The following is a 21,697-nucleotide window of genomic DNA, read 5'->3' on the forward strand; positions in this document are numbered from 1 at the left end:
AGAAGTGTAGCTTGCCGGTGTTATGATGTGTTGAATGGTAAATAGATCCTGGGGCAGGCATAGTTGAAAAAACATCTGACAATTGCGCTCGACGCCATGGGTGGTGATCAAGCTCCGGCGGTGGTTGTTCATGGCGCGCATCTCGCCCGCGAACGCTATCCCGATGTCCATTTCGTCTTTTTCGGGCGCAGCGATGATGTGCAGCCCTTGCTCGATGCCGCACCTTTGCTAAAAAAGGTCAGCCGCTTTGTGCATACCGATGATGTGGTGCAGGCCGAAGACAAGCCCGGCAAAGCCCTGCGTCGCAGCCGCCAATCCTCGATGGCGCTGGCCATCGAATCCGTGAAGGCGGGGGAGTGCGATGTGGCGGTATCAGCCGGCAATACCGGGGCTTTGATGGCGCTTGCCAAATTCATCCTGCGCACCTTGCCATCCATTGATCGCCCTGCTTTGGCCTCACTTCTTCCCACTTATAAGGGCGAATGTGTGATGCTGGATCTGGGCGCGAATGTGGAATGTGATGCCTCTAATCTTGTTGAATTTTCAGTGATGGGCGCGGCTTTTGCCCGCACGGTCTTGGGATTGCAGCGGCCGCGCGTGGGGCTGCTCAATATCGGGGTCGAGGAACTGAAGGGCAATGAAGAGGTAAAAGAAGCTGCAGAAATCCTGCGGACGTCTGATCTGCCGATGGAATTTTGCGGCTTTATCGAGGGCAATATGATCGGAGCCGGCGAAACCGATGTGGTGGTCACCGATGGCTTTACCGGCAATGTTGCCCTGAAAGCGGTGGAAGGCACGGCGCAGTTGATTGGCCGCCTGGTGGGCGATGCCTTTCGCTCTTCATGGCGTGCCCGGCTGGGTTATTTGCTGGCCCGGCGCGGTATGAATGGTTTGCGCGATCATCTCGATCCGAATCATCATAATGGTGCCGTTATGTTGGGCCTGAATGGGCTTGTGGTGAAAAGCCATGGCGGGGCAACGGTTGAAGGCTATGCCACGGCCATCGGCGTGGCGATCGATATGGCGCATCATAATCTGATCCATCTGATCACCAAGGATCTGGGCGGGGTGGCCATGGACCGTCAGGAGAGTGAGCCCCTGACATTGGAAACAGATAAACAGGCAGAGAGCAAATCAGCGTGAGCACGATCCGATCCATTATCAAAGGCTGCGGCAGCTATCTACCCGAACGGATCATGACCAATGCCGATATGGCCCGGTTCGTTGAGACGAGCGACGATTGGATTTCCGAACGCACGGGGATCCGGCAACGCCATATCGCCGCCGATGATGAAAAAACATCCGATCTTGCCATAAAGGCGGCCGAAAGGGCGCTGGATATGGCCGGGATTGCCGCATCTGATCTGGATATGATCGTGCTGGCCACCGCCACGCCGGACCAAACCTTTCCCGCCACGGCCACAAGTGTTCAACATGCTTTGGGGATGCACAAGGGCTTTGCATTTGATTTGCAGGCGGTGTGTTCGGGCTTTGTTTATGCGCTTAATACCGCCGATAATTTCATCAAGGCGGGGCAGGTGAAGCGGGCTTTGGTGATCGGTGCCGAAACCTTTACCCGGATTCTTGACTATGAGGATCGCACAACTTGCGTGCTTTTTGGCGATGGTGCCGGGGCCGTGGTGCTGGAAGCGGGCGAGGGGGCGGGCCAGCCTCAGGATCGCGGCATTCTGGCCAGCAGGCTTCATTCGGATGGCCGCTATGGCGATATGCTTTATGTGGATGGCGGGCCTTCATCCACCGGCACCACCGGTCATGTACGCATGAAGGGGCGCGAGGTTTTTCGCCATGCTGTGGTTAATCTGGCGGCGGTAATGGAAGAAATTCTGGCGGATGTGGGGCTGACTTCCCAAGACGTAGATTGGGTGGTGCCGCATCAGGCCAATCGTCGCATTCTTGAAGGCACAGCGAAAAAGCTCGCCCTTAGCCCAGATAAGGTGATCATGACTGTGGATCGCCATGCCAATACCTCTGCCGCCTCGATCCCCCTTGCCCTTGATGAAGCGGTGCGCGATGGGCGCATCAAATCCGGCGATCTCTTGATGCTGGAAGCCATGGGCGGCGGCTTTACATGGGGTGGGTGTCTGGTCCGCTGGTAGATTAGCGGTTTCGCCTGATGGCTGTGATCCGCTCATCAGCTTTGAGACTAAGACATTGCCAGCTATTCGCTAAGACATTGATTGACATGAAATCTTTTGCGATCTAGACTGCTTCATCATCTGACAGGGGAATGGCCATGTCGAAGCACACCGTGACGCGCGCTGAATTATCGGAAGCTGTTTATCAGGAAGTGGGCTTGTCGCGGAATGAGTCTGCGGATCTTGTGGAGCAGGTGCTCGATACCATCAGCGATGCTTTGGTCGCGGGAGAGAATGTGAAGGTCTCGTCTTTTGGCAGTTTCATCCTGCGTGACAAGGGCGGGCGCATTGGTCGCAATCCCAAAACGGGCGAGGAAGTTCCCATTGAACCCCGGCGCGTGCTGGTTTTTCGCCCAAGTCAGGTGATGAAAGATCGGATCAATGGCGCGCTCAAGGGAAAAGGCGGGGCTTGATCGGTCTTTGGCCATCATCTTGTCGTTTATTGGCGCTATGCACTTCTTGCTCTGTTTCTCCAAGGCCTTAAAGCGGATCGCCTTTTTCGGTCGATTGCTCATACAGCTTAGCGGAACTCGGAAGTGGCGGAATTTGATGCCGATTGAAACGATGGGCGGATAGATGGTGTCTGGATATTCAGATATGGCAGCGGATGGCCCCATGCGGCCCCATGATGACGAAAATGATGCCCGAATGATGCCCCGGTCCGGGTCTTTGGACACAGGAGAGAGCGGATCGGAAAAATCTGATCGCGCCTTTCGGACCATTGGCGAGGTATCCGAGCTTCTTGATCTGCCACAGCATGTCTTGCGCTTTTGGGAAACCCGTTTCACCTCCATCCGCCCTATGAAGCGAGGGGGCAATCGTCGCTATTATCGGCCGCAGGATATTGCTCTTTTGCGGACAGTGAAGCATTTGCTCCATGAAGATGGGATGACCATCAAGGGCGTGCAAAAGCGCTTTCGGGAGCAGGGCGTGAAGGCCACCATTGATGATGTGCTGGCTATGGCGGAGCCGGATGACCTTGGTCGCAGCTCTTTGGAGCGGCCGATGGCGGCGGCGGCGGCGGGAGATCGTCCGATGGCAGGACATGCGACGCCTGATGGATCAAAGCCCGATCAAAATAAACCAGATGCCGATGGGGCTGGCTTGCATCATATTGAAGATACGTCTGATGATCAGCCCATCAATCCGTCTTTAGCGGAGCCGGGCCGGGCGGAAAAGGCCCCGATGCGCGCAACATTGGCTCACATTCTGGATGAACTGCGCACCCTGCGCCAAATGCTGGATTGAGGCACGGATCATCCCAAGGCGGCAAAGATTGTGAAACAACCAATTTTTTGCCATGTCTTGATCTGGATCAGGGGCAAAGGCCCATATTTCACACAATAATAGCCATAATCATCGACATCATGATTTTTCAGGAATCTGAAGGGAGACGATCATGGCTTTAGACGTTTATCAGCGTTTGAAAATCTGGGATCGCCCGGTTCGGCTCTTTCATTGGATCAATCTGCTTTGTTTTCTGGGCCTGCTTGGGGTGGGTCTGGTGATTTTTTATGGGGGCGATCTGGGGATCAGCAATGATGGCAAGATCGCGCTGAAACAGATCCATGTTTTGATCGGCTATGTGTTTGCAGCCAATCTGCTGGTTCGAATCATCTGGGGTTTTGTGGGAAGTCCCCATGCCCGCTGGCGACATCTGTTTGCATTCGGGCCGCGCTATCGCGAACGATTGGCGCGCTATTTAAGGAAGGATGGGGATACCGATCCCCTGCACAATGCCGGGCATAATCCTTTGGGGCAGCTATCGGTTTTCGTGCTGTATCTGCTTTTGCTTTCCCAGGCTGTTACGGGCCTTTTTCTGGCGGGCAGCGATCTGTTCTGGCCGCCCGTGGGTCACTTGATCGCTGAATGGATTGCGGCACCGGGGGTGGCCCCTGCAGATCTGGTGCCTTATGCCAAGCCCCTTTATGACCCTGAACACTATGCCGAGATGCGATCCTTGCGGGCACCCTTCATCAGCCTTCATGTCTATGGATTTTATGCCCTGATAGGGATGGCTGTTTTGCATAGTGCGGCGGTTGTTCGGGCTGAAATCCGGCAGGGGGGATCATTGGTTTCCGCCATGATCACGGGCTATAAAATGCTTCCCCAAAAAAATAAGAAAAACCAATGATGCCCGATCAGGTGCAAGGCGCTTTGCAGTTGATTTGGCAGTATGCGTTTTCTTGGTTGCATCAAGGGTCGGTTCCCGCCTATAACGGCGCCCGTTGCAATGCGGAGCGTAGCGCAGTCTGGTAGCGCACTACACTGGGGGTGTAGGGGTCGTGGGTTCAAATCCCGCCGCTCCGACCATTGCAAAGACAAACGGGTTTGCCCGCTTCATTCGGGCCGTTAGCTCAGTGGTAGAGCAGCTGACTCTTAATCAGCGGGTCCGGGGTTCAAGTCCCCGACGGCCCTCCAATAAAAACAAGCACTTGGCCAGATATGGTCAGGTGCTTTTTTCTTGCGCCCAACAATCCTGCGGGGCCACACTCAGGCGAGGGGCTGCGAAGGTCGCTAAATGTGCGCAAAGAGAGGTTCTATGAGATTGATCATCGGTATGGGCGGGGCCAGCGGCATCATCCACGGCATTCGGCTTTTGGAAATTTTGCAGCCGATGGCCGATGTTGAAACGCATCTGGTGATGAGCAAAACCGCCCGCATCACTTTGGCTGTGGAAACCGAATACAGCCTTGATAGGGTGGAAGCCATGGCCGATCATGTCCATAAAATCGGCAATGTGGCGGCCAGCATTGCCAGTGGCTCCTTTCAAACCGATGGGATGATTCTGGCTGCCTGCTCCATGAAGAATTTGTCGGCGGTTGTGCATTCCATGGCCGATGATCTGCTGACCCGGGCGGCGGATGTGTGCCTGAAAGAACAGCGCAGGCTGGTTTTGATGCCGCGCGAAACCCCGCTTCATGCCGGACATTGCGCTTTGCTGCTTGATGCCGCGCGCTTGGGGGCGATCATTGCCCCGCCCATGCCCGCTTTTTATATCAAGCCGCAAACGATCGATGATCTGGTGGATCACAGTGTGGGCCGGGTGCTCGATCTGTTTGGCATTGATAGCCAAGGGGTGAAACGCTGGACGGGGCCCCATGGCTGAAGACTATACTGACGAAACGGTGGATCAGGACGCATCGGCATTCTGGGCGTTTTCCCTGGCCCTTTATGGCCGGGATGATGTGGCCGAAGCCTGCCTTTATCTGCAGGATCATCTGGGGGCCAATGTCAATCTTATCTTGTATCTTTGTTTTCGCTGGCGGGCGCATCAATTGGTTTTAAGCCCGGATGATCTGGCGATCCTGCGCGCGGCCATGGATCATTATGATGCGGCGATCCTGCGCCCCTTGCGGGCGGTTCGGCGCGGGCTGAAGCCGATGATCGGTGATGATCCGGATCTGGCCGCAGCCTATGAAGCGCTGAAAGCCGCCGAACTCTCCAGCGAAAAAGCGCAGCAAAGGCGGCTGGTCGCCAGCGGGCGATCCTTGGGCGCGCGGCCATGCGATGGGCAGGCACAATCGCCTTTGGCCAAGGCCCTTGAAGACGATCTGATGCCTTTGTTAAAGGATGCGCCTAAGGATTTTGCCCCCAAAAAGGCGCTGGCGATGGCGGCACGGATCGCCGATGCTGCCTGCCGGATGCCGCTCACCCACGTTTTTCTTTCCACTAAACACGCATAAAACCGGATGATAAAGGAGACAGCCATGCCCAAAATTTATGTGACCGATTGGTCAGGTGACACCCATGAAATAGAAGGAAGGCCGGGCGCAACCCTGATGGAGACGATCCGCAAAGCCGGCATCGATGATCTGGCCGCCATTTGTGGTGGTTGCTGTTCTTGTGCGACCTGTCATGTCTATGTGGATGAGGCTTGGCTGGGAAAATTGCCGGATCGCGAAGACGATGAATATGAACTGCTATCCGATAGCGTGCATTATCAGGAGCAGTCGCGGCTATCATGCCAGATCCCGCTCTCGGATGCATTGGATGGCTTGAAGGTGACCGTCGCCCCGGAAGAATGATCCCCATCGAGCACAAAATTGAAAGGCAATGAATGAATACCCAACGCGATTATGATCTGGTGCTTTATGGTGCCAGCGGATTTACCGGTAAGCTGGTGGCCGAATATATTGCCAAAAACTATGGCGAAACAGATGTGCGCTGGGCTTTTGCCGGCCGCAATGCACAAAAGCTATCGGATGTGCGCGATGAACTGGGCTTGCCCGCTGATTTTCCGCTGATCCTTGCCGATGCCGATGATCCCCAATCCCTGCACGATATGGTGGCGAAAACCCGGCTGGTGATCACCACGGTGGGGCCCTATCAGCTTTATGGCGAAGGGCTGTTGGCAGCCTGTGCCAAGGCGGGCACCGATTATGTGGATCTGTGCGGTGAACCGGCCTGGATGCGCCAGATGATTGATGCTTATGAACAAACCGCCCAACAATCGGGAGCACGGATTGTTTTTTCCTGCGGCTTCGATTCCATTCCTTTCGATTTGGGCGTGTTGTTTTTGCAATCGGAAGCGCGTCGGCAAACCGGGGCGCCTTTGCGGCAGGTTCATGGCCGGGTGCGAAGCATGAAGGGGGGTTTTTCCGGCGGCACGGCAGCCAGCCTGAAGGCCACATTGGCAGCGGCAGCAGAGAATCCCGATATTCTGGCATTGCTGCGCGATCCCTTTGCTTTGGTGCCGGATTTCGATGGCCCCAAACAGCCTTCGGGCATGAAGCCGCTTTTTGATGAACAGTGCCAATCCTGGGCCGCTCCTTTCATCATGGCGCCGATCAATACTCGCAATGTGCATCGCAGCCACGCGCTTTTGGGGCATCCCTGGGGCCGCGATTTCACTTATGATGAGATGATCCTCACCGGCCCCGGCGATAAGGGCGAGGCGGTGGCAAAGGCCGTGGCCGAAGATAAATCGATGATGAAGGAAGATGGTCTGAAGCCCGGCGAGGGGCCAAGCCGTGAAGAGCGGGAAAATGGCTCTTATGATGTTTTGTTCATAGCGCCCACGGATGATGGCCAATCGGTGCGGGTTTCGGTGAGCGGGGATCGCGATCCCGGCTATGGCTCCACATCGAAAATGATCACCGAAGCCGCCCTTTGTCTTTTGCACGATTGCCCTGATGTAAAGGGCGGCATCTGGACCCCCGCAGCCGCCATGGGCACGGCATTGATCAAGCGCCTTGAAGCGCGGGCGGGCCTGCGCTTTCGGGTGGAGCAGGGCTGATCGCGCTTTTAATCAATCGATAAGCCAATAAAAACAGGGAAGCCGCGCGGGCTCCCCTGTTTTTTTGTTTAAAAGACGCGGATGGCCTTAGGGATCGGCTTAAAACGTCCCATTAAAGCCGATGAAGAAGGATCGACCCACAAAGCTGACTGGCCGGACCAGATTGCTCAGGAAGGGCTTGCGGTCGGCGATATTGTTGATGCCCCCATAAATCTGGAAGCGATCCGTGATGTCATAGCTGGCCGAAAGATCATGGACAAAGGCATTGCCGGATTCGAAAGGATCGGCAAAGAGCGGATCGCTTTCAATGCTCAGATTTTCCACATTGGGGAGCAACTGGCTGCTTTGGAAACGGGTTTGCCAGGACAGGCTGTATTGATCGACCTGCCAGGTGGCTGTGGTATTGACAATCCATTTGGGGAAGGTGTTTTCCCCCAGTTGATTATCGAATTGATCAGAAAATTCCTGAAAATCGAAATCCCGGCGCCGCAGATTGCGGGTGCCATTGGTGCGGATATCGATGCTGCCCCAATTGCCCGATAGGCCCAGATCGGCCAGATCAAAGCCGTAGCTGACTTCAAAATCGATCCCACGGGCCTCCAACGCCGCCACATTCTGCTGACCGGATTCAAAGAAAGTGATATTGCGATTGACCGGATCGCGGGTGACGAGAGCGCAGAATTCATTATCAAGGCTGGGGGCATCCACGCAATTCTCGATGATCCGCTCAGCGCTGACCACGATGATGGCATCGGAAATTTCCACATCATAAAAATCGACCGTAGCCGATAAGCCGGGAATCCAGCGCGGGGTGATCACGGCCCCTATGGTCAGAGTATCGGCTTCTTCTTCGGCCAGATCAGGATTGCCGCCCGCCCGTCCGGTGACGAAGGCGGAATTGAAATTAGTGGAATTGAAATTATCGCCCACCAATGCCTGGCAGTTCTGGGCCCGAAATTCGGTTCCCGCATTGACCCGGTTGGCATTGCAGGGATCGAAATCGGCATCGATGAAAATGGGTTGGGGGGGTGAAAACAGCTCGTTGATATTGGGGGCGCGCACCGAACGGCCAAAGGTGCCGCGAAAGCGGATATCATCCACCGGCGCATAAGAGCCGCCCACATTCCACGAAACGGTTGATCCCACTGTGCTGTAATCGGCATAGCGCACCGCACCATCGATGCTCAGATCCTTGATGAAAGGCACATCGCTGATGATCGGGATATTGACTTCGCCAAAAACTTCCCAAACATCGAAACGGCCATCCACCGGCTCGGAACTCGTGGTGACGGAATTAAAGCTCAGGCCGGCAGTTTCAAAGGCATTGGGTTCAAATTCGCTTTTTTCTTCGCGATATTCCGCACCCGCTGCAAAGCCGATGGCCCCACCCGGTAACTCGATGAAGCCAGCGGTGTCACCCGAAATAAAGCCGGAAATCACCTGCTGTGTCAGCTCGGAATTTTCCACCGAACGCTGGAAGATGAAATCTTCTGCCGCCTCGCTCGTGGTATTGGCGCCAAAAATATTGATCGGCGCGCATTGCCCGCTCCCCGGATTAAAGCTTAAAAAACCTTCCCGCGCGGCAGGGAAAGGGGAAATGGGCGGGATCGCCGTAGGGTCGAGATCAGACCGACACACCACCTCGCCACTATCGGGATCGATTACGGAATCAACGGCGGCAAAGAACCGATCCTCAATGCGGGTTTTCAGATTGGTGAAATTGCGTTCGGTTCGGCCAAAATTATACGAAACTTCATAGCTCCAGCCATTGTCGAACTCGCCATCGATGCCGGTAACCACCCGGAAGCTGTATTGATCGGCCTGGGTTTGGGCGGGCACATCGAGATTATCGCGGGAAACCGTCAGCACCGGGGTGATCCCCTGACCGATCAGGCTATCGATCTGGCTGCGCAGAGCGGTTGGGATAAAGCCATTATCGAGGGAAATGGGGATATCGTCATTGAAGCCATTGACCTGATCCACCGATTTCGTGGCGTTATAGGAAAATTTCGATTCAATGAAGAAATTGAGCTGATCAAGGACTTTATAGTTCACATTGCCATTGACATTGACCCGATCGAGCTTGGGCTGCAGCCAGCCGATATTGGGCAGGCCGGGCACCGCATCGCCGCCGATACCATTGAACAGATCAAGGAAAATATCGGCGGGATTGAAAGCGCGCAAAGTGCCGGTTTCATCCACGATCTGGGCAATGGGAAAGCCGCCAACAGTGGCACCGGGATCAAGCAGATTGATGAAGCCGGGATCGTTGAAATTATTCTGATCCTGCAGCCAGATGATGCCAAAAGGGCTGGAAACCGGCAGCCGCGCATTTTGCGCAAAGCTATTCACGGCATCGGGATTGACGCCTAGCCTTGCGGCCAGTTCAGGGGAATTGGGCACGAAAGCGGCAAAGCCGAGACCGGCGATATTGGGTCGATCTTCAACCTTGATATTGCCGGTCTGGGTATATTCCACGCTGACCACGGCATTGCCGCGACCATCGGCAAAATTGGTGCCGCCGGTTGCAGACAAAAATAAATCTTCGGAATCGCCCCGTTCGCTGATGCCGAATTGCGAGCGCACATCAAGCCCTTCAAAATCATCGCGCAGGATGAAATTAACCGCCCCGGAAACGGCATCCGCACCATAAATGGCCGATGCGCCGCCGGTCAGCGTTTCCACCCGCTCGATGAGGGCGACGGGTATGCTGGTCACATCCACCGCTGCTGTGCCCGCAACGCCCGAGACATGACGACGACCATTGATCAGAACCAGAGTCCGCTCGCTCCCAAGCCCCCGAAGATCGAGAAGACCAACCCCCGCAGGCGCGCCATTCTGATCAGATTGATTGGCAGGCAAAGAGCTATTGAGCGCCGGAATTTCGCGCAACAGAGAAGAAATATCAGTTTCCCCCGATCTTTTGATATCGGTGGCATCGATCGTGGTGACCGGGCTGGGGCTGCTGAGATTGCTGCGGGCAATGCGCGAGCCGGTGACGACGATTTCTTCAACAGCCTCATCAGGGGCTTCGGTTTGGGCCTGGGCTTCGGTTTGGGCTTGGGCGCTGGCCGGCAGGACAAGGCTGGCAGACAGAGCAAGACCCGCAGCACCGGCCAGAAGTGCCTGCCGGCGTTGGATGACAGATGGCATGATCGTTTCCTCCGTGAATTGGGGGTTATGACCCCTTTAATTGGTTATGAGGTTTCAAACGATTGTATTTTTACAAAACCACTGCTTTTGGAAAGATAATTAACCGCGAAGCTCTGTATTTGACATATTAAATATGTGCACTGCGGCAAAAATGTTTCACTTTATTGCGAATCAGCCTAAAATTTAGGCATTAGATGCAAGTTGTGGCGGGAATTTGGGCAACGCCCCACGAAGGCCAAAGCTTGCTTATGATTTAGCCTTGCTTATGATCAGAACGGTCATACATAGCCTATATGTGTATAAGCCATGAGGCTTTTTCATCTTGCAGGAGGATTGTTATGTTGTCGTCGTTAAAAGCACATCTCGCCCCCATGGCCGTGGTTGCCCTGATGGCCGGGGGCTTTGGATCATCTGTGGCGATGGCCGATGATCACAAGGAAAAACCCAAGGCTTATATCGTCAATCTGGAGGATGGGGCCGTTGTTGAAAGCCCGGTTAAAGTGGTTTTTGGGCTCAAGAATTATGGCGTGGCTCCGGCAGGGGTGGATAAAGAGGGCACGGGTCATCATCATCTGCTGATCAATGCGAGCTTATCTGATGAGGATATGACCTATCCCATCCCCGCCGACGATCAGCATCGCCATTTTGGCGGAGGGCAAACGCAGACGACTCTGGATCTGGAACCGGGTGACTATCGTTTGCAGCTTGTTTTGGGGGATGCCAATCATGTGCCTATTGATCCGCCCATCGTCTCGAAACCCATCACCATCACGGTGAAATAAGCCGCTAAAGGCGTTTCTAGCGATTGAAACGACAAACGGCCCTTTCATATTTGTGCAAAGTCCTTAAATTGCGCGCAGATGTGAAAGGACGAACCCTCATGACTCTGACCGAAGATATTGGCAATCGCCGCACCTTTGCCATCATCTCTCATCCCGATGCCGGGAAAACCACGCTCACCGAAAAGCTTCTGCTTTTTGGGGGGGCCATTCAGCTTGCCGGTGAAGTGCGTGCCCGTGGCGAGCGACGCCGGGCGCGATCCGATTGGATGAAGGTGGAGCAGGAGCGTGGCATTTCCGTTGCTTCATCGGTGATGACCTATGATTGGGAAGGCTGCACCTTTAATCTGCTGGATACCCCGGGCCATGAGGATTTTTCCGAAGATACCTATCGGGTGCTGACAGCGGTTGATAGCGCGGTGATGGTTCTGGATGCGGCGAAGGGGATTGAAACCCAAACCCGCAAATTGTTCGAAGTGTGCCGCCTGCGCGATATGCCGATTGCCACTTTTGTGAACAAGATGGACCGGGAAGCCCGCGATCCTTTTGATTTGCTTGATGAGGTGGAACAAACGCTGGCGCTTGATGTGTCGCCGGCATCCTGGCCGATCGGTATGGGGCGCGATTTCAAGGGCTGCTATGATCTGATTAATAATCGCCTGATTTTGATGCAGGCCGCCGACAAGAATATCCGCTCTGAGGGGATTTCTCTTTCTGGGCTTGATGATCCGCGCCTGGCCGATTATCTGCCGGAAGATAGCCTTCAAACCCTGCGCGAGCAGGTGGAAATGGTGCGCGGCCTTTGCAAGCCCTTTGATCTCCAATCTTATCTGGAAGGGCATTTGACTCCGGTTTTTTTCGGCAGTGCCCTAAACAGCTTTGGCGTGCGCGATCTTTTGTCAGGCCTGCGGGATTTTGCGCCTCCTCCCCGTTCGCATAAGGCCATTGAACGCCGGATCGAGCCCAACGAGGACAAATTTTCCGGTTTCGTTTTCAAGATTCAAGCCAATATGGACCCCAAGCATCGGGACCGCATGGCTTTCGTGCGGCTGGTCTCAGGCCGTTTCAAGCGGGGGATGAAGCTGCGCCATGTGCGCTCGGGCAAAACCATATCGGTGCATAATGCGCAGCTTTTTCTGGCGCAGGATCGCGAGCTGGCGGAAACCGCAGTGGCCGGTGATATCATCGGCATTCCCAATCATGGGGGCTATAAAATCGGGGATAGCCTGACCGAAGGCGAAGACATCCGCTTCACCGGCATCCCAAGCTTTGCCCCTGAATTGATGCAGCGGGTGCGCCCCATCGATCCCATGCGCGCCAAGCATCTGGCCCGTGCTTTGGAGCAATTGGCTGAAGAAGGCGCGGCTTCGGTGTTCAAACCCTATCTGGGGGCCGATTGGATCGTGGGGGTGGTGGGCAGCCTGCAATTTGATGTGCTGGCCGCACGGATCGATACGGAATATAATATTCCCGTGCGTTTCGAGCCGACCGAGCTTTATACGGCCCGCTGGGTGGTTGGGGATGATCCCAAATTGCTGAAGCAGTTCATGGAAGCCAATCGCGCCTCTTTGGCCGAGGATCATAGCGGCCATCCGGTTTATCTGGCGCGCAATAGCTGGCACCTGAACAAGGGGCAGGATGATTGGCCCGATCTGCGCTTTCTTAAAACCAAGCAGGAGGTAGCATGATAAAGCGGAGAACAGGGGCATTATGGGCCCTGATCATCGGATCGGTTTTTTTGACATCGGCCTGTATGGGGGCGGATGATCAAGACGCCCCGGATGCGGCCGCCATCGATCAGGCGCTTTCAGATCATTATGAGCTGATCGCCATGGCCTTTGCCTCAAACAGGGATGAGGCCGAGAGGGCCGCCAACTCCATTGCTGATGGTGAACCTGAAGCTTCTCCTGATGCTGGCCCTGAAGCGGGTTCTGATCAATCCGCTGAGGAAAGCCGCAAGTGCACATCGATGGAGATTATCATCAATCGCATGGATGGCCGGGAAAGCCGGGAGCGTTTCACCATGCCCTGCCATCTTTTGGATCGGGCACAAAACAGCCTGAGCCAGGGCATGAAAGCCCTTGAAAAAGCACTTGAGGATGCGGGCCTTGCGGTTTCCAATTCTGTGTTTTCGGGGAAGCCCATGGCCTATCAGCGGGTGGAAAAGATTGCCTGTATCAAGGCGGTTGAAAAGCCCGGCTTCGTGTGTGATCTGCGGGTTTGGTTTGATGATGAAGGGCAAACGGTTTCGCGCTATCAAACGGCCCGTTTCGTTAAAGATCGCGATGGCTGGATCGCGCTGGAGGTCAGCGGTTCCCCTTTGAGCGGGGATGATGCGCCATCGGATTTTTGAGGGGGTCTTTTTCTGGGGTGTCTTTAGGTGGGGGGTCTATGGGAAAAAGTACGGAGCCTAAGAACGTGAAGCTTATGAACACGGCGCTTTTGCGGCTGCGCTATGTTTTGGAAGGGTTGGATGGTGCCGATCAGGCCATGCTGGTTGATCTTTTGGAGCGAAAGGCCGATCTGATCTTGCGGGATGAAGAGAAAACCGACCAAAGCCCGGCTTCATGCCCCCGCCTGTATGGCCATGATGGCTGATTTTTTTAACCTGTTCAGTGAGCTTATGGTCAAAAGCTGAAGCTTAAAATGATGCTCAGCCCTTCATCATTATCGGATGTGCCCGCCAGATTGATCCGCAATTGGGTGGTCAGTTCGATCTTTTGCGCCGGGGCTTGGCGCGCCGATCCGCCAAAGGGCAGGGCTATCGTCAGCCCCGGTCCGCCTTCCAAAAGGGAGGTGCGCCCCGATCTGTCATCCTGCCACAGGCCAGATAAAAGCAGATGCGGCGTCAGGATGAAGCCGTTTTTTTGCCAGGATCGGCCGATGCGCCCTTCACCATTCATCTGCCAATCGGTTTTTTCAAACCCAATCCCTGCGATATCGCCAAAAACCGACCAGAAAAGCCAGGATGACCCCTGATGCGCCACGGGCCGTTCATAGCCCGCGCCCCATGAGCCAGAGACCCGAACCAACCAATCATCCCGGGCAAAATCCCCGACCGACACCAGCCGTTCTGCGCCCACTATGATGGCCTGAGAGGCAAAGGGCTTCAGTTTCAGGCCAAAGCCCGCCTGTTCGCTTTTGGCCTGTGGTAAGGGATCGGCCCCATCAACCGACCATAAAAGCCGCGCAAATCCGGCCATCCAGCGATCCGGTGATCCCAGCCACAGGGGCAGGCGGCCATTGGCTTCGATGATCCCCTGACTTTGGCTCAGAACCCGATCCCCCAGCAACAGGCTTTCATCATCGGGGCCATCCGTGCGCCATAACAGGCTCGCCGATCCCCAGATGATGCGATCTAGGGCGCGCATTTCGCGCCGTGTTTGCTCTAAAATCAGGGGATCGTGATCAAGGCCGAGGGCTGTGATGAAATGGGTGCGCGCGCAGGCCATATCCCCGTCATGTCGGCATAAATAGGCCAATTGCCGATGATAAACCGGATGATCAGGGGCTTTTTCCACCAATTGCGCAAAAACATCCCGGGCGGCAGGCTGATCGCCAGCAGCCAAAAAGGCATAGCCTGCGGATGCCAAACTTTCGGCTTTGGGGCGGATGGAAAAAGCCAGAAGAAAGGACTGCGCCGCTTGGGCATGGCGGGCGAGGGCGGATTGAATATGGCCCAGATCCAGCGCCCATTGATGGCGGCGCGCCTCATCTGCTGTTTGTTCAATCGCCAAAGCCAGGAAATGGGCAGCCATGGCCTGATCCCCTGCATTCAGCGCCTGATAGGCTTCCGTTGCCGCCTGATGGGCGGAAAGGGGCGGGTTCTGCGGCTTCACCCTGACCTCGATCTGGGCCGCTGTCGGCAAAGACTGCATCCAGCAAAAGGCTATGAGCAGGGCGCGCATGAAGATCATCGCCTGCCCTCATGATCCGTTTGTTCCTCTAGATCACCGGCCAGATCAGCGGCCAGATCAGCGGGATCATCGGGAAACAGATGGCTGGTTTTTTCCCATTGCAGGGGCGTGCCATGAAAAAGATGCACCAGATAAAGCCGCAAAGCCCGCCAGGCGGCCGCACAATTCACCAGATTGCCGATGAAAACCCGGGGGATGGAGAATAATCCCTGCTGCCAGCCATAAAGCCTGCCGGTATAAAAAGCGCGATGTCCGGCGCGATTGATCAGCAGCCCGGCATTCAAAAAAAGCAGCATCATCAAGGGGGAGCGGGGATCGATGATCGGCGGCATATCGGTCAGATGGGCGTGCCTCGCCCCTTCATAAAGCGCCAAAGCCAGCACAAGGACATAAGCCGCCACCCCCATAAAGGCGGTGAGAATGGCTTTGCGATCCCGCATCAGCATATAGCGCATGGCCAATGATCCGGGCCAGCCCTGACTTTTCCAGGATTGCAAAACGATACCGATCAGCCAGCGGGATTTCTGGCTGACCGCCGCCTTGAAAGCCGTGGGAAAATATTCCCGCGTGGCGATCACCGCGCGCTGATCTTCGGATTCGGGCAGCCGCACGAAAATGCTGTTATAGCCCAGCTTTAAAAGCATCAGGGCCAGTTCATAATCCTCAGTCAGGCTGTGTTGGGGGAACGGCCCCGGCGCCTTTGATATTTGGGCGATATGGCTTAAGGCCTTGCGCGAAAAGGCGCAGCCAACGCCCGCACAGGGAATGCCCCCTGCCATCCATTCCCGCAGGACCAGATCTTTTTGATGGGATTCTGCAAATTCATCCAGATAATGCCCACCCACAAGGCTGCGAAGGGGCGGCGGCAGCGGGATCACCGGCAATTGGATAAGATCGGCCCGATCGGCCAGATAATTGAAAAGCTGTAATTCATCGGGATGCACCACATCTTCGGCATCATGCAAAATGATCTGCTGGAAATCGTCATAGGCCGGATCGGCAATCAGCGCCCGCCATAGATGGTTCAGGCAATCGCCTTTGCTGGTGGGGCCATCATGATCCAGACACAGGATTTTCAGCCAGCTCTGTTCACGATCCACCGCCCGTGCCTTAATGGCGGTCTCACGGTCATTGGGATAAACGCCTAAGAACACAACATAATGATCATAGCGCAGGCTGCGCCGAAGCCGTTTCAGCATCGGCGCTATCACATCGCTTTCATTCCATGCGGGCAGAAAAATAGCGATTGGCTTTTGTTTTTGCACAGGAAGGCTTTGCGAATTGGCGCGGGCAGATTTCCGGTAAATGGTCAGGGAGCGCGACAGGCTACGATAATGGGTTGCCAGGTCGATGAACAGATCATCAAGGCCAGACAGCAGGATCAGCGCAGCAATGATCCAGACAAGGAGGTTTAGCCCCGCATGGAGCGCATCAGCAGCATCCATAAAGGCGCCCCCCGCCTGTTTTGATGAAGGGCCCTATCTAGGGGAACATAAATTGAAATATCAACTATAAAGAAATAAAAGATGCAGCATATTCAAGAATAAACAACATAAGAACGAGAATAGCGCAGGATATGGCGTATAATGTTCTTGAGATTGTAATATCCCTGATGCCGGGTTCAGCAAGCTGGCCACCGAAAAAATCGCCCTTGCGCTGATGGCTGCCGATACAGACGGGCCCCCCGAGCCGCACGCCTAAGCTGCCGCTGAAGACTGCGATGGCCGGGCTGAAAACGGGCCAGGCATAGCGGTGATTGCGGCACAGGATGCGCAAGGCCTGGATCGTGCGCCCGGGCCAGAGAACAAGGCTGCCCAAAAGCAGAAAGGGGGCCGAAAGCACAGTGGCGGGCAGCAGAAAGGCGGCGGAAAAGGCGCGGGGATAGGTGCCAAAGCTGCGCGCATGATCGGATTGTTCATCGATCATGATGCTGGCGGTATCCAAAAGCTTATAGGCGATGAGTGCCGGAAACCCGCCCAGTACAAACCACAGGATCGGGGCAATATGGCCCTGCACAAAACCCATGGCCCCGCTTTCGATGGCGGCGGCGGAAAGGGCGCTTTCGTTCATGCGGCTGGTATCGCGGCCGGTGAGTAGGGTGAGCATGGCGCGCCCTTCTTCAAGGCCTAAAGCGAGGCTGTTGGCCATCAGGCGCAAGCGTTCGAGCATGGGCCGTAAATTGATCAGGGATGCCAGAAACATCGCTTTGATGATCCAGGCATAAGGAAATTGCGCGAGCGCAATGCTCAAGAGAAAGCCGCATAAAAGCCCGAAAATCAGCAGGAAAACAGCCACCGACAAAGAATCGGCGCGGCGCATCCTGTCATCATGGCTTGGTTGATTATAGCGGCTTTCCATCTTTGCGATCAGCCCGCTGGCCCATGTCATGGGGAAAGAAAAAACCCGGCTGATGCGGCTGGAACTGCAAAAGATCAGATTGAACACAAGGGCCAGCACGATCACCATGGCGCCAGACAGGCTGGCAAAGGGGAGATCGCCCCCGGTCATGATCGGTCTCGGGCCACAGGGCCGGGGCGGCGGCGCGGCAGCATGGCCAGTATCTGCTGTTTTTGCGCAGGCTTCAGCCGCGCCCAATGTTCAATTTCCTGATCCGTGCGCCAGCAGCCGATGCACAGCCCCAAATCAGGCTCCAGCCTGCAGCGGTCGATACAGGGGGATTTGATGGCCATAGCGATCATCCGTTTGTTTGGTCTTGCTGGCGAAGGCTTATGATCAGGCTTGTGCATTCAGATTGGCAGTGAGCATGGATTTCACAAGAGGACGAAATCATAACAGTTTATGACGATATATCTCCCCTGAGGCAAGCGGCAGGTTGCCATCTGTTTTCTGGCGTGCACAATCACGATTGCGGCTGTGCTTTTTTAAAAGGGCGCTGTGTTTTTTATAGACCAGACAGGTGATGTTATGGATTTTTCCTTGAACGATGAACAGAAAATGCTTCAAGCGGGGGCGGCGCGATTCATCAAGGAACAATATTCCTTTGAAAAACGCCGGGCGCTGGCCGCCTCGCCGGAAGGATTTTCTCGTGATCATTGGGCGAAATTCGCTGAATTGGGCTGGCTGGCCTTGCCCTTTGCCGAGGCCGCAACCGATGCCTCCACCGGGGGTGATGAGGTGGGCGGTTTAGGGGGCACAGCCATCGACACCATGCTTTTGATGGAGCAATTTGGCCAGGGGATGGTGCTTCTACCTTATCTTTCAACCATTCTTATGGCGGGTCGGGCGATCGAGGCCATGGGTTCGGCACAGCAACGGGCGCGGTTTCTGCCCCCCATCATGGCCGGTGATCTTTTTGCCAGCCTTGCTTTTGTGGAACCACAGGCCCGCTATGATCTGGCCGATGTTTCGACTGCCGCCAGCATCAGCGGCAAGGGATGGCGCCTTTCGGGGGCAAAAAGCATCGTGCTCAATGGCGATGTGGCGGATCTTCTGGTCGTTCCGGCGCGCACCGCCGGTGGGCGCACCGATGAACGCGGGCTTTCCTGTTTTCTGGTGGATAGCAAGGCCCCCGGGGTGCAGATTCGCACCGTGCCCAGCACCGATGGCGGGCGCGTGAGCGATATTGTGTTTGATGATGTGAAGCTTGATCCCGAAGCCCTGCTGGGCCCCGAAGATGGCGCGTTGCCTTTTTTATCCGCCCTTTTGGATCGCGCGGCCGCCGCCCTTTGTGCCGAGGCGATGGGGATCATCGATGCGGCGGTGGAAGCCACCCGTGCTTATTTGTTGCAGCGCAGCCAGTTTGGCCGTCCGCTCGCCAGCTTTCAGGCTTTGCAGCATCGCTTATCTGAAATGGTGATTGCGCAGGAACAAACCCGCTCTTTGGTTTATGTTGCCAGCATGCGGATTGGCGAGGATAACCCCGTTGAACGGGCCCGGGCGGTTTCTGCTGCCAAGGCGGAAATCAGCCGCAATGGCAGCATGATCCTTGCCAATGCCGTGCAATTGCATGGCGGCATGGGGGTTTCAGAAGAATTGAATGTGGGGACCTATTTCAAACGCCTGCACATGATCAATGCCCTGTTTGGTGATCGCGATTATCATGTGCGGCGCTATGCGGCTTTGGCGGCCTGATCTTCAGGTGCGCAGAATATGCAGACTGAACAGGGATTGATCATCGGTCAGCACCTGTTGCGGGGCCCAGCCTGCTGAGCGGGCCAGATCGGCAAATTCTCCGATGCTGTATTTGCAGCTTATTTCCGTGTGGATGCGCTCACCCGCCTTGAAATCGATCCGGGTGCCTGCCACCGTCACGCTTTGATCGCAAAGGCTTTCGATATGCATTTCCACCTGATTTCGATCGGGATTGTAAAAAGCCACATGGCGAAAGGCATCAAGATCGAAATTGGCCCCACATTCGGTGTTTAATCGCCGGAGCACATTGAGATTGAATTGGGCGGTGACCCCCTTCGCATCATTATAGGCAGCATCAAGAATGGCCGGATCTTTTTTCAGATCCACACCGATCAGCAGCATCCCATCTGGGCCCAGCAGATGATGCATGATTTTCAAAAAGTCCACGGCGTCGGCACGGCTGAAATTGCCAATCGTTGACCCTGGGAAAAAGCCCAGCTTTCTATGGGGCGAGGTGTTGAGGGGGGCGGGCAGGGCATCAAGCCTTGTATAATCGGCACAGATGGCGGTGATATCCAGATCGGGATTTGCAGATGCTAATTCGGACGCCAGTTCCTGGGCCGCCAAAAGCAGATGATCCCCTGAAATATCGATGGCAACAAAACCGGCGGGATTATCGAGCCCATCGAGCAAAAGCCGCACTTTTTCAAGGGCACCCGCACCAAATTCGATGACCAGAGCATCAGGGCCCACGGCCGCGCCGATGTCTTTGCCATGGTCGCGCAAAAGGCGGCATTCCGTGCGGGTGGGATAATATTCGGGCTGTTTGCAGATCTCTTCAAACAGGCGCGAACCATGGGCATCATAGAAAAATTTTGCCGGGATCGTTTTTTTGGCAGCCTTCAGGCCCGCAAGGGCAGCCTGTTCAAAAGACTCAGCTTCGGGCGCCAGATCAATGAAATGAACCGGGCTTTTGGTCGCTTGCGTCGTCTTTTTTTGCATCAGATATCCTTGGCCAGTCTTAATCCGGTGAATTGCCATTGGGCATGGGCGGGAAAGAAATTGCGATAGCTGGGCCGCCAATGTTTGGCGGGTGTCAGGCACGAAGCCCCCTTTAGCACATACTGATTGCACATGAATTTACCATTATATTCGCCAATCGCGCCGGGGGAAGGCTGAAAGCCCGGATAGGGGCCATAAGAGGAAGATGTCCAGGACCAAACCTCGCCCGCAAGCTGAAGCAAGGATGGGTTATCATCGGCATCCATGCGGCGATTTTGCGGCAGTTGCGCAGGCGCCGGGTGCAACCGGTGGCTGGCGATGATCGCGGCTTTGCGTTTCGCCTCATCATCATCTTGCATCGCTAAAAGCGTGGCACATTCAAGCTCATCCTCGCGCGGGAGGCGGGCCCCGGCCCATGTGGCAAACGCATCGGCTTCATAGAGATTGAGATGACAAACCGGCTCCGCCCAATTGATTGGTTGGCGGCCGTAAAGGGTGAAAATGCTCCAGTCGCCGTCTTTGCTTTGGGTCCAGTAAAGGGGGGCGCTGGCATGATGCCGGTTTACCCAGTCCCAGCCTTCAGACAACCATAGGGTGGGGGTGCGATAGCCACCATCTTCGATGAACTGCAGATAGTCGGCAGTGGTGACAAGGCGATTGTGCAAGGCATGATCATGGAGCCAGATCTGGTGCTGCGGTCCTTCATTATCAAAGGCAAAACCAGTGCCATCATGGCCGATTTTTTTGAGACCACCGGTCATTTTTACCCAGCGCGCCTCGGGGGCTTGGGTGATCATTTTGGGAAAAGACGGGGCATAGGTGGGGGCTGTGGGATTGCACGACAGGGCATGTTTGATATCGGTGAGCAGCAATTCCTGATGCTGCTGTTCATGATGGCAGCCCAATGTGATCAAAGCGGCGATGCGCGGCCATTGGGGATGCGCGCTCATTTGATCGAGAAAATCCGCCATGCGGTTATCGGTTGCCCGGCGATAATCCATCACTGTTTGCAAAGAGGGGCGGCTCAAAAGGCCGCGTTGCGGGCGCGGGTGGCGCGGCCCTTCGGCCTCATAATAAGAATTGAACAGATAGTGGAAATCCTCGTCAAACACCGGATGATCGGGATCATAGGCTTTGAGAATAAAGGTTTCATAAAGCCAGGTGCTGTGGGCCAGATGCCATTTTGCCGGGCTGGCATCGGGCATGGATTGGATTTGGGCATCTTCCGCCGAAAGGGGCGCCACAAGATTTTCGGTGGTCTTTCGCACATCAAAAAAATGCGCCTTCAGCGCTTGGGCATCCATCAGATCAGCGGATAATAAATTTTGTTGATGAGGTGTTTGCACGGGGAACTCACCT

General features: G+C 55.3%; 21 protein-coding genes and 2 tRNA genes. 16 read left to right on the forward strand and 7 right to left on the reverse strand.

What is annotated here, in order from left to right; translation table 11 throughout:
* Positions 1 to 63: 63 nt before the first annotated feature.
* From plsX to AQ1_RS06290, 11 genes are all read left to right on the forward strand, one after another.
* Complete coding sequence (plsX, locus tag AQ1_RS06235) at positions 64 to 1,143, forward strand: phosphate acyltransferase PlsX (protein WP_042085426.1); 1,080 nt, start codon at positions 64 to 66, stop codon at positions 1,141 to 1,143.
* Complete coding sequence (locus AQ1_RS06240) at positions 1,140 to 2,117, forward strand: beta-ketoacyl-ACP synthase III (protein ID WP_081837122.1); 978 nt, start codon at positions 1,140 to 1,142, stop codon at positions 2,115 to 2,117. Before plsX ends, AQ1_RS06240 begins: the two co-directional genes overlap by 4 nt.
* Before the next feature lie 137 nt (positions 2,118 to 2,254).
* Entirely contained in the window at positions 2,255 to 2,569 is a 315-nt protein-coding gene (locus AQ1_RS06245; RefSeq protein ID WP_042085569.1) for an integration host factor subunit alpha, read from the forward strand.
* 184 nt (positions 2,570 to 2,753) lie between these two features.
* Entirely contained in the window at positions 2,754 to 3,404 is a 651-nt protein-coding gene (locus tag AQ1_RS14850) for a MerR family transcriptional regulator (RefSeq protein WP_313981375.1), read from the forward strand.
* A 151-nt stretch (positions 3,405 to 3,555) separates the two neighbouring features.
* Positions 3,556 to 4,290, forward strand: a complete 735-nt coding sequence (locus tag AQ1_RS06260; RefSeq protein WP_042085430.1) for a cytochrome b/b6 domain-containing protein — start codon at positions 3,556 to 3,558, stop codon at positions 4,288 to 4,290.
* A 102-nt stretch (positions 4,291 to 4,392) separates the two neighbouring features.
* Positions 4,393 to 4,469 (forward strand) — tRNA-Pro (locus AQ1_RS06265).
* Between the two features lie 33 nt (positions 4,470 to 4,502).
* Positions 4,503 to 4,577: transfer RNA gene (locus AQ1_RS06270), tRNA-Lys, on the forward strand.
* A gap of 121 nt (positions 4,578 to 4,698) precedes the next feature.
* A complete protein-coding gene (locus AQ1_RS06275) occupies positions 4,699 to 5,265 on the forward strand; it encodes a UbiX family flavin prenyltransferase (RefSeq protein ID WP_042085432.1) in 567 nt (188 codons plus the stop codon).
* Positions 5,258 to 5,842, forward strand: coding sequence for a TIGR02444 family protein (locus AQ1_RS14455; RefSeq protein WP_052371048.1), 585 nt, complete (start codon positions 5,258 to 5,260; stop codon positions 5,840 to 5,842). The genes AQ1_RS06275 and AQ1_RS14455 overlap by 8 nt, the downstream gene beginning before the upstream one ends.
* Positions 5,843 to 5,866: 24 nt before the next feature.
* Positions 5,867 to 6,184, forward strand: coding sequence for a 2Fe-2S iron-sulfur cluster-binding protein (locus AQ1_RS06285; RefSeq protein ID WP_042085435.1), 318 nt, complete (start codon positions 5,867 to 5,869; stop codon positions 6,182 to 6,184).
* A gap of 32 nt (positions 6,185 to 6,216) precedes the next feature.
* Complete coding sequence (locus AQ1_RS06290; protein ID WP_042085437.1) at positions 6,217 to 7,395, forward strand: saccharopine dehydrogenase family protein; 1,179 nt, start codon at positions 6,217 to 6,219, stop codon at positions 7,393 to 7,395.
* 99 nt (positions 7,396 to 7,494) lie between these two features.
* On the opposite strand, the gene AQ1_RS06295 is transcribed toward AQ1_RS06290, so the two are convergent.
* Positions 7,495 to 10,548 carry a TonB-dependent receptor plug domain-containing protein gene (locus AQ1_RS06295; RefSeq protein WP_042085439.1) on the reverse strand — a complete coding sequence of 1,018 codons (3,054 nt, stop codon included), beginning with the start codon at positions 10,546 to 10,548 and terminating at the stop codon, positions 7,495 to 7,497.
* Positions 10,549 to 10,886: 338 nt separating this feature from the next.
* Here AQ1_RS06295 and AQ1_RS06300 point away from each other — a divergent pair, with 338 nt between their 5' ends.
* The 4 genes from AQ1_RS06300 (at position 10,887) to AQ1_RS15100 (ending at position 13,925) form a co-directional block, all read left to right on the forward strand.
* A complete protein-coding gene (locus AQ1_RS06300) occupies positions 10,887 to 11,330 on the forward strand; it encodes a DUF4399 domain-containing protein (RefSeq protein ID WP_462687112.1) in 444 nt (147 codons plus the stop codon).
* Positions 11,331 to 11,428: 98 nt separating this feature from the next.
* Entirely contained in the window at positions 11,429 to 13,015 is a 1,587-nt protein-coding gene (locus AQ1_RS06305; RefSeq protein ID WP_042085441.1) for a peptide chain release factor 3, read from the forward strand.
* The gene (locus AQ1_RS06310) at positions 13,012 to 13,680 is read left to right on the forward strand and encodes a hypothetical protein (RefSeq protein WP_042085442.1); all 669 of its coding nucleotides are present in this window, start codon (positions 13,012 to 13,014) and stop codon (positions 13,678 to 13,680) included. The genes AQ1_RS06305 and AQ1_RS06310 overlap by 4 nt, the downstream gene beginning before the upstream one ends.
* Positions 13,681 to 13,745: 65 nt before the next feature.
* Positions 13,746 to 13,925, forward strand: coding sequence for a hypothetical protein (locus tag AQ1_RS15100; RefSeq protein WP_150007181.1), 180 nt, complete (start codon positions 13,746 to 13,748; stop codon positions 13,923 to 13,925).
* 29 nt (positions 13,926 to 13,954) lie between these two features.
* On the opposite strand, the gene AQ1_RS06315 is transcribed toward AQ1_RS15100, so the two are convergent.
* The 4 genes from AQ1_RS06315 to AQ1_RS06330 form a co-directional block, all read right to left on the reverse strand.
* Positions 13,955 to 15,244 carry an NfrA family protein gene (locus tag AQ1_RS06315; protein WP_042085443.1) on the reverse strand — a complete coding sequence of 430 codons (1,290 nt, stop codon included), beginning with the start codon at positions 15,242 to 15,244 and terminating at the stop codon, positions 13,955 to 13,957.
* Positions 15,241 to 16,689: a glycosyl transferase family protein gene (locus AQ1_RS06320; protein ID WP_052371050.1), complete on the reverse strand. Its 1,449-nt coding sequence runs from the start codon at positions 16,687 to 16,689 to the stop codon at positions 15,241 to 15,243. Before AQ1_RS06320 ends, AQ1_RS06315 begins: the two co-directional genes overlap by 4 nt.
* Before the next feature lie 64 nt (positions 16,690 to 16,753).
* Positions 16,754 to 17,752: a cobalamin biosynthesis protein CobD/CbiB gene (locus tag AQ1_RS06325; protein WP_042085445.1), complete on the reverse strand. Its 999-nt coding sequence runs from the start codon at positions 17,750 to 17,752 to the stop codon at positions 16,754 to 16,756.
* Positions 17,749 to 17,934, reverse strand: a complete 186-nt coding sequence (locus AQ1_RS06330; RefSeq protein WP_042085583.1) for a DUF1289 domain-containing protein — start codon at positions 17,932 to 17,934, stop codon at positions 17,749 to 17,751. The genes AQ1_RS06325 and AQ1_RS06330 overlap by 4 nt, the downstream gene beginning before the upstream one ends.
* 247 nt (positions 17,935 to 18,181) lie before the next feature.
* Between AQ1_RS06330 and AQ1_RS06335 the strand changes: the two genes are divergently transcribed.
* Positions 18,182 to 19,336 (forward strand): acyl-CoA dehydrogenase family protein, encoded by a 1,155-nt coding sequence (locus AQ1_RS06335; protein WP_313981392.1) that lies wholly within the window; start codon positions 18,182 to 18,184, stop codon positions 19,334 to 19,336.
* A gap of 3 nt (positions 19,337 to 19,339) precedes the next feature.
* Here AQ1_RS06335 and egtD read toward each other — a convergent pair whose 3' ends face one another.
* Together egtD and egtB are read right to left on the reverse strand one after the other, a co-directional pair.
* Complete coding sequence (gene egtD / locus AQ1_RS06340) at positions 19,340 to 20,338, reverse strand: L-histidine N(alpha)-methyltransferase (protein WP_042085447.1); 999 nt, start codon at positions 20,336 to 20,338, stop codon at positions 19,340 to 19,342.
* Positions 20,338 to 21,684, reverse strand: coding sequence for an ergothioneine biosynthesis protein EgtB (egtB, locus tag AQ1_RS06345; RefSeq protein ID WP_313981396.1), 1,347 nt, complete (start codon positions 21,682 to 21,684; stop codon positions 20,338 to 20,340). Before egtB ends, egtD begins: the two co-directional genes overlap by 1 nt.
* Between the last annotated feature and the right edge of the window lie 13 nt (positions 21,685 to 21,697).

It is taken from the genome of Iodidimonas nitroreducens, assembly GCA_000710935.1.
In the GTDB taxonomy this organism is placed as follows: domain Bacteria; phylum Pseudomonadota; class Alphaproteobacteria; order Sphingomonadales; family Rhodothalassiaceae; genus Iodidimonas; species Iodidimonas nitroreducens.

Excerpts from the sequence above, each read along its gene's own strand:
- AQ1_RS06320 (WP_052371050.1), bottom strand. The coding sequence starts at position 16,689 with ATGGATGCTGCTGATGCGCTCCATGCGGGGCTAAACCTCCTTGTCTGG.
- AQ1_RS06310 (WP_042085442.1), top strand. The coding sequence starts at position 13,012 with ATGATAAAGCGGAGAACAGGGGCATTATGGGCCCTGATCATCGGATCG.
- AQ1_RS06300 (WP_462687112.1), top strand. The coding sequence starts at position 10,887 with ATGTTGTCGTCGTTAAAAGCACATCTCGCCCCCATGGCCGTGGTTGCC.
- AQ1_RS06275 (WP_042085432.1), top strand. The coding sequence starts at position 4,699 with ATGAGATTGATCATCGGTATGGGCGGGGCCAGCGGCATCATCCACGGC.
- egtD (WP_042085447.1), bottom strand. The coding sequence starts at position 20,338 with ATGCAAAAAAAGACGACGCAAGCGACCAAAAGCCCGGTTCATTTCATT.
- AQ1_RS06285 (WP_042085435.1), top strand. The coding sequence starts at position 5,867 with ATGCCCAAAATTTATGTGACCGATTGGTCAGGTGACACCCATGAAATA.
- AQ1_RS06290 (WP_042085437.1), top strand. The coding sequence starts at position 6,217 with ATGAATACCCAACGCGATTATGATCTGGTGCTTTATGGTGCCAGCGGA.
- AQ1_RS06295 (WP_042085439.1), bottom strand. The coding sequence starts at position 10,548 with ATGCCATCTGTCATCCAACGCCGGCAGGCACTTCTGGCCGGTGCTGCG.
- AQ1_RS06245 (WP_042085569.1), top strand. The coding sequence starts at position 2,255 with ATGTCGAAGCACACCGTGACGCGCGCTGAATTATCGGAAGCTGTTTAT.
- AQ1_RS14455 (WP_052371048.1), top strand. The coding sequence starts at position 5,258 with ATGGCTGAAGACTATACTGACGAAACGGTGGATCAGGACGCATCGGCA.
- AQ1_RS06315 (WP_042085443.1), bottom strand. The coding sequence starts at position 15,244 with ATGATCTTCATGCGCGCCCTGCTCATAGCCTTTTGCTGGATGCAGTCT.
- AQ1_RS06330 (WP_042085583.1), bottom strand. The coding sequence starts at position 17,934 with ATGGCCATCAAATCCCCCTGTATCGACCGCTGCAGGCTGGAGCCTGAT.
- AQ1_RS06305 (WP_042085441.1), top strand. The coding sequence starts at position 11,429 with ATGACTCTGACCGAAGATATTGGCAATCGCCGCACCTTTGCCATCATC.
- AQ1_RS06260 (WP_042085430.1), top strand. The coding sequence starts at position 3,556 with ATGGCTTTAGACGTTTATCAGCGTTTGAAAATCTGGGATCGCCCGGTT.
- AQ1_RS06325 (WP_042085445.1), bottom strand. The coding sequence starts at position 17,752 with ATGACCGGGGGCGATCTCCCCTTTGCCAGCCTGTCTGGCGCCATGGTG.
- AQ1_RS14850 (WP_313981375.1), top strand. The coding sequence starts at position 2,754 with ATGGCAGCGGATGGCCCCATGCGGCCCCATGATGACGAAAATGATGCC.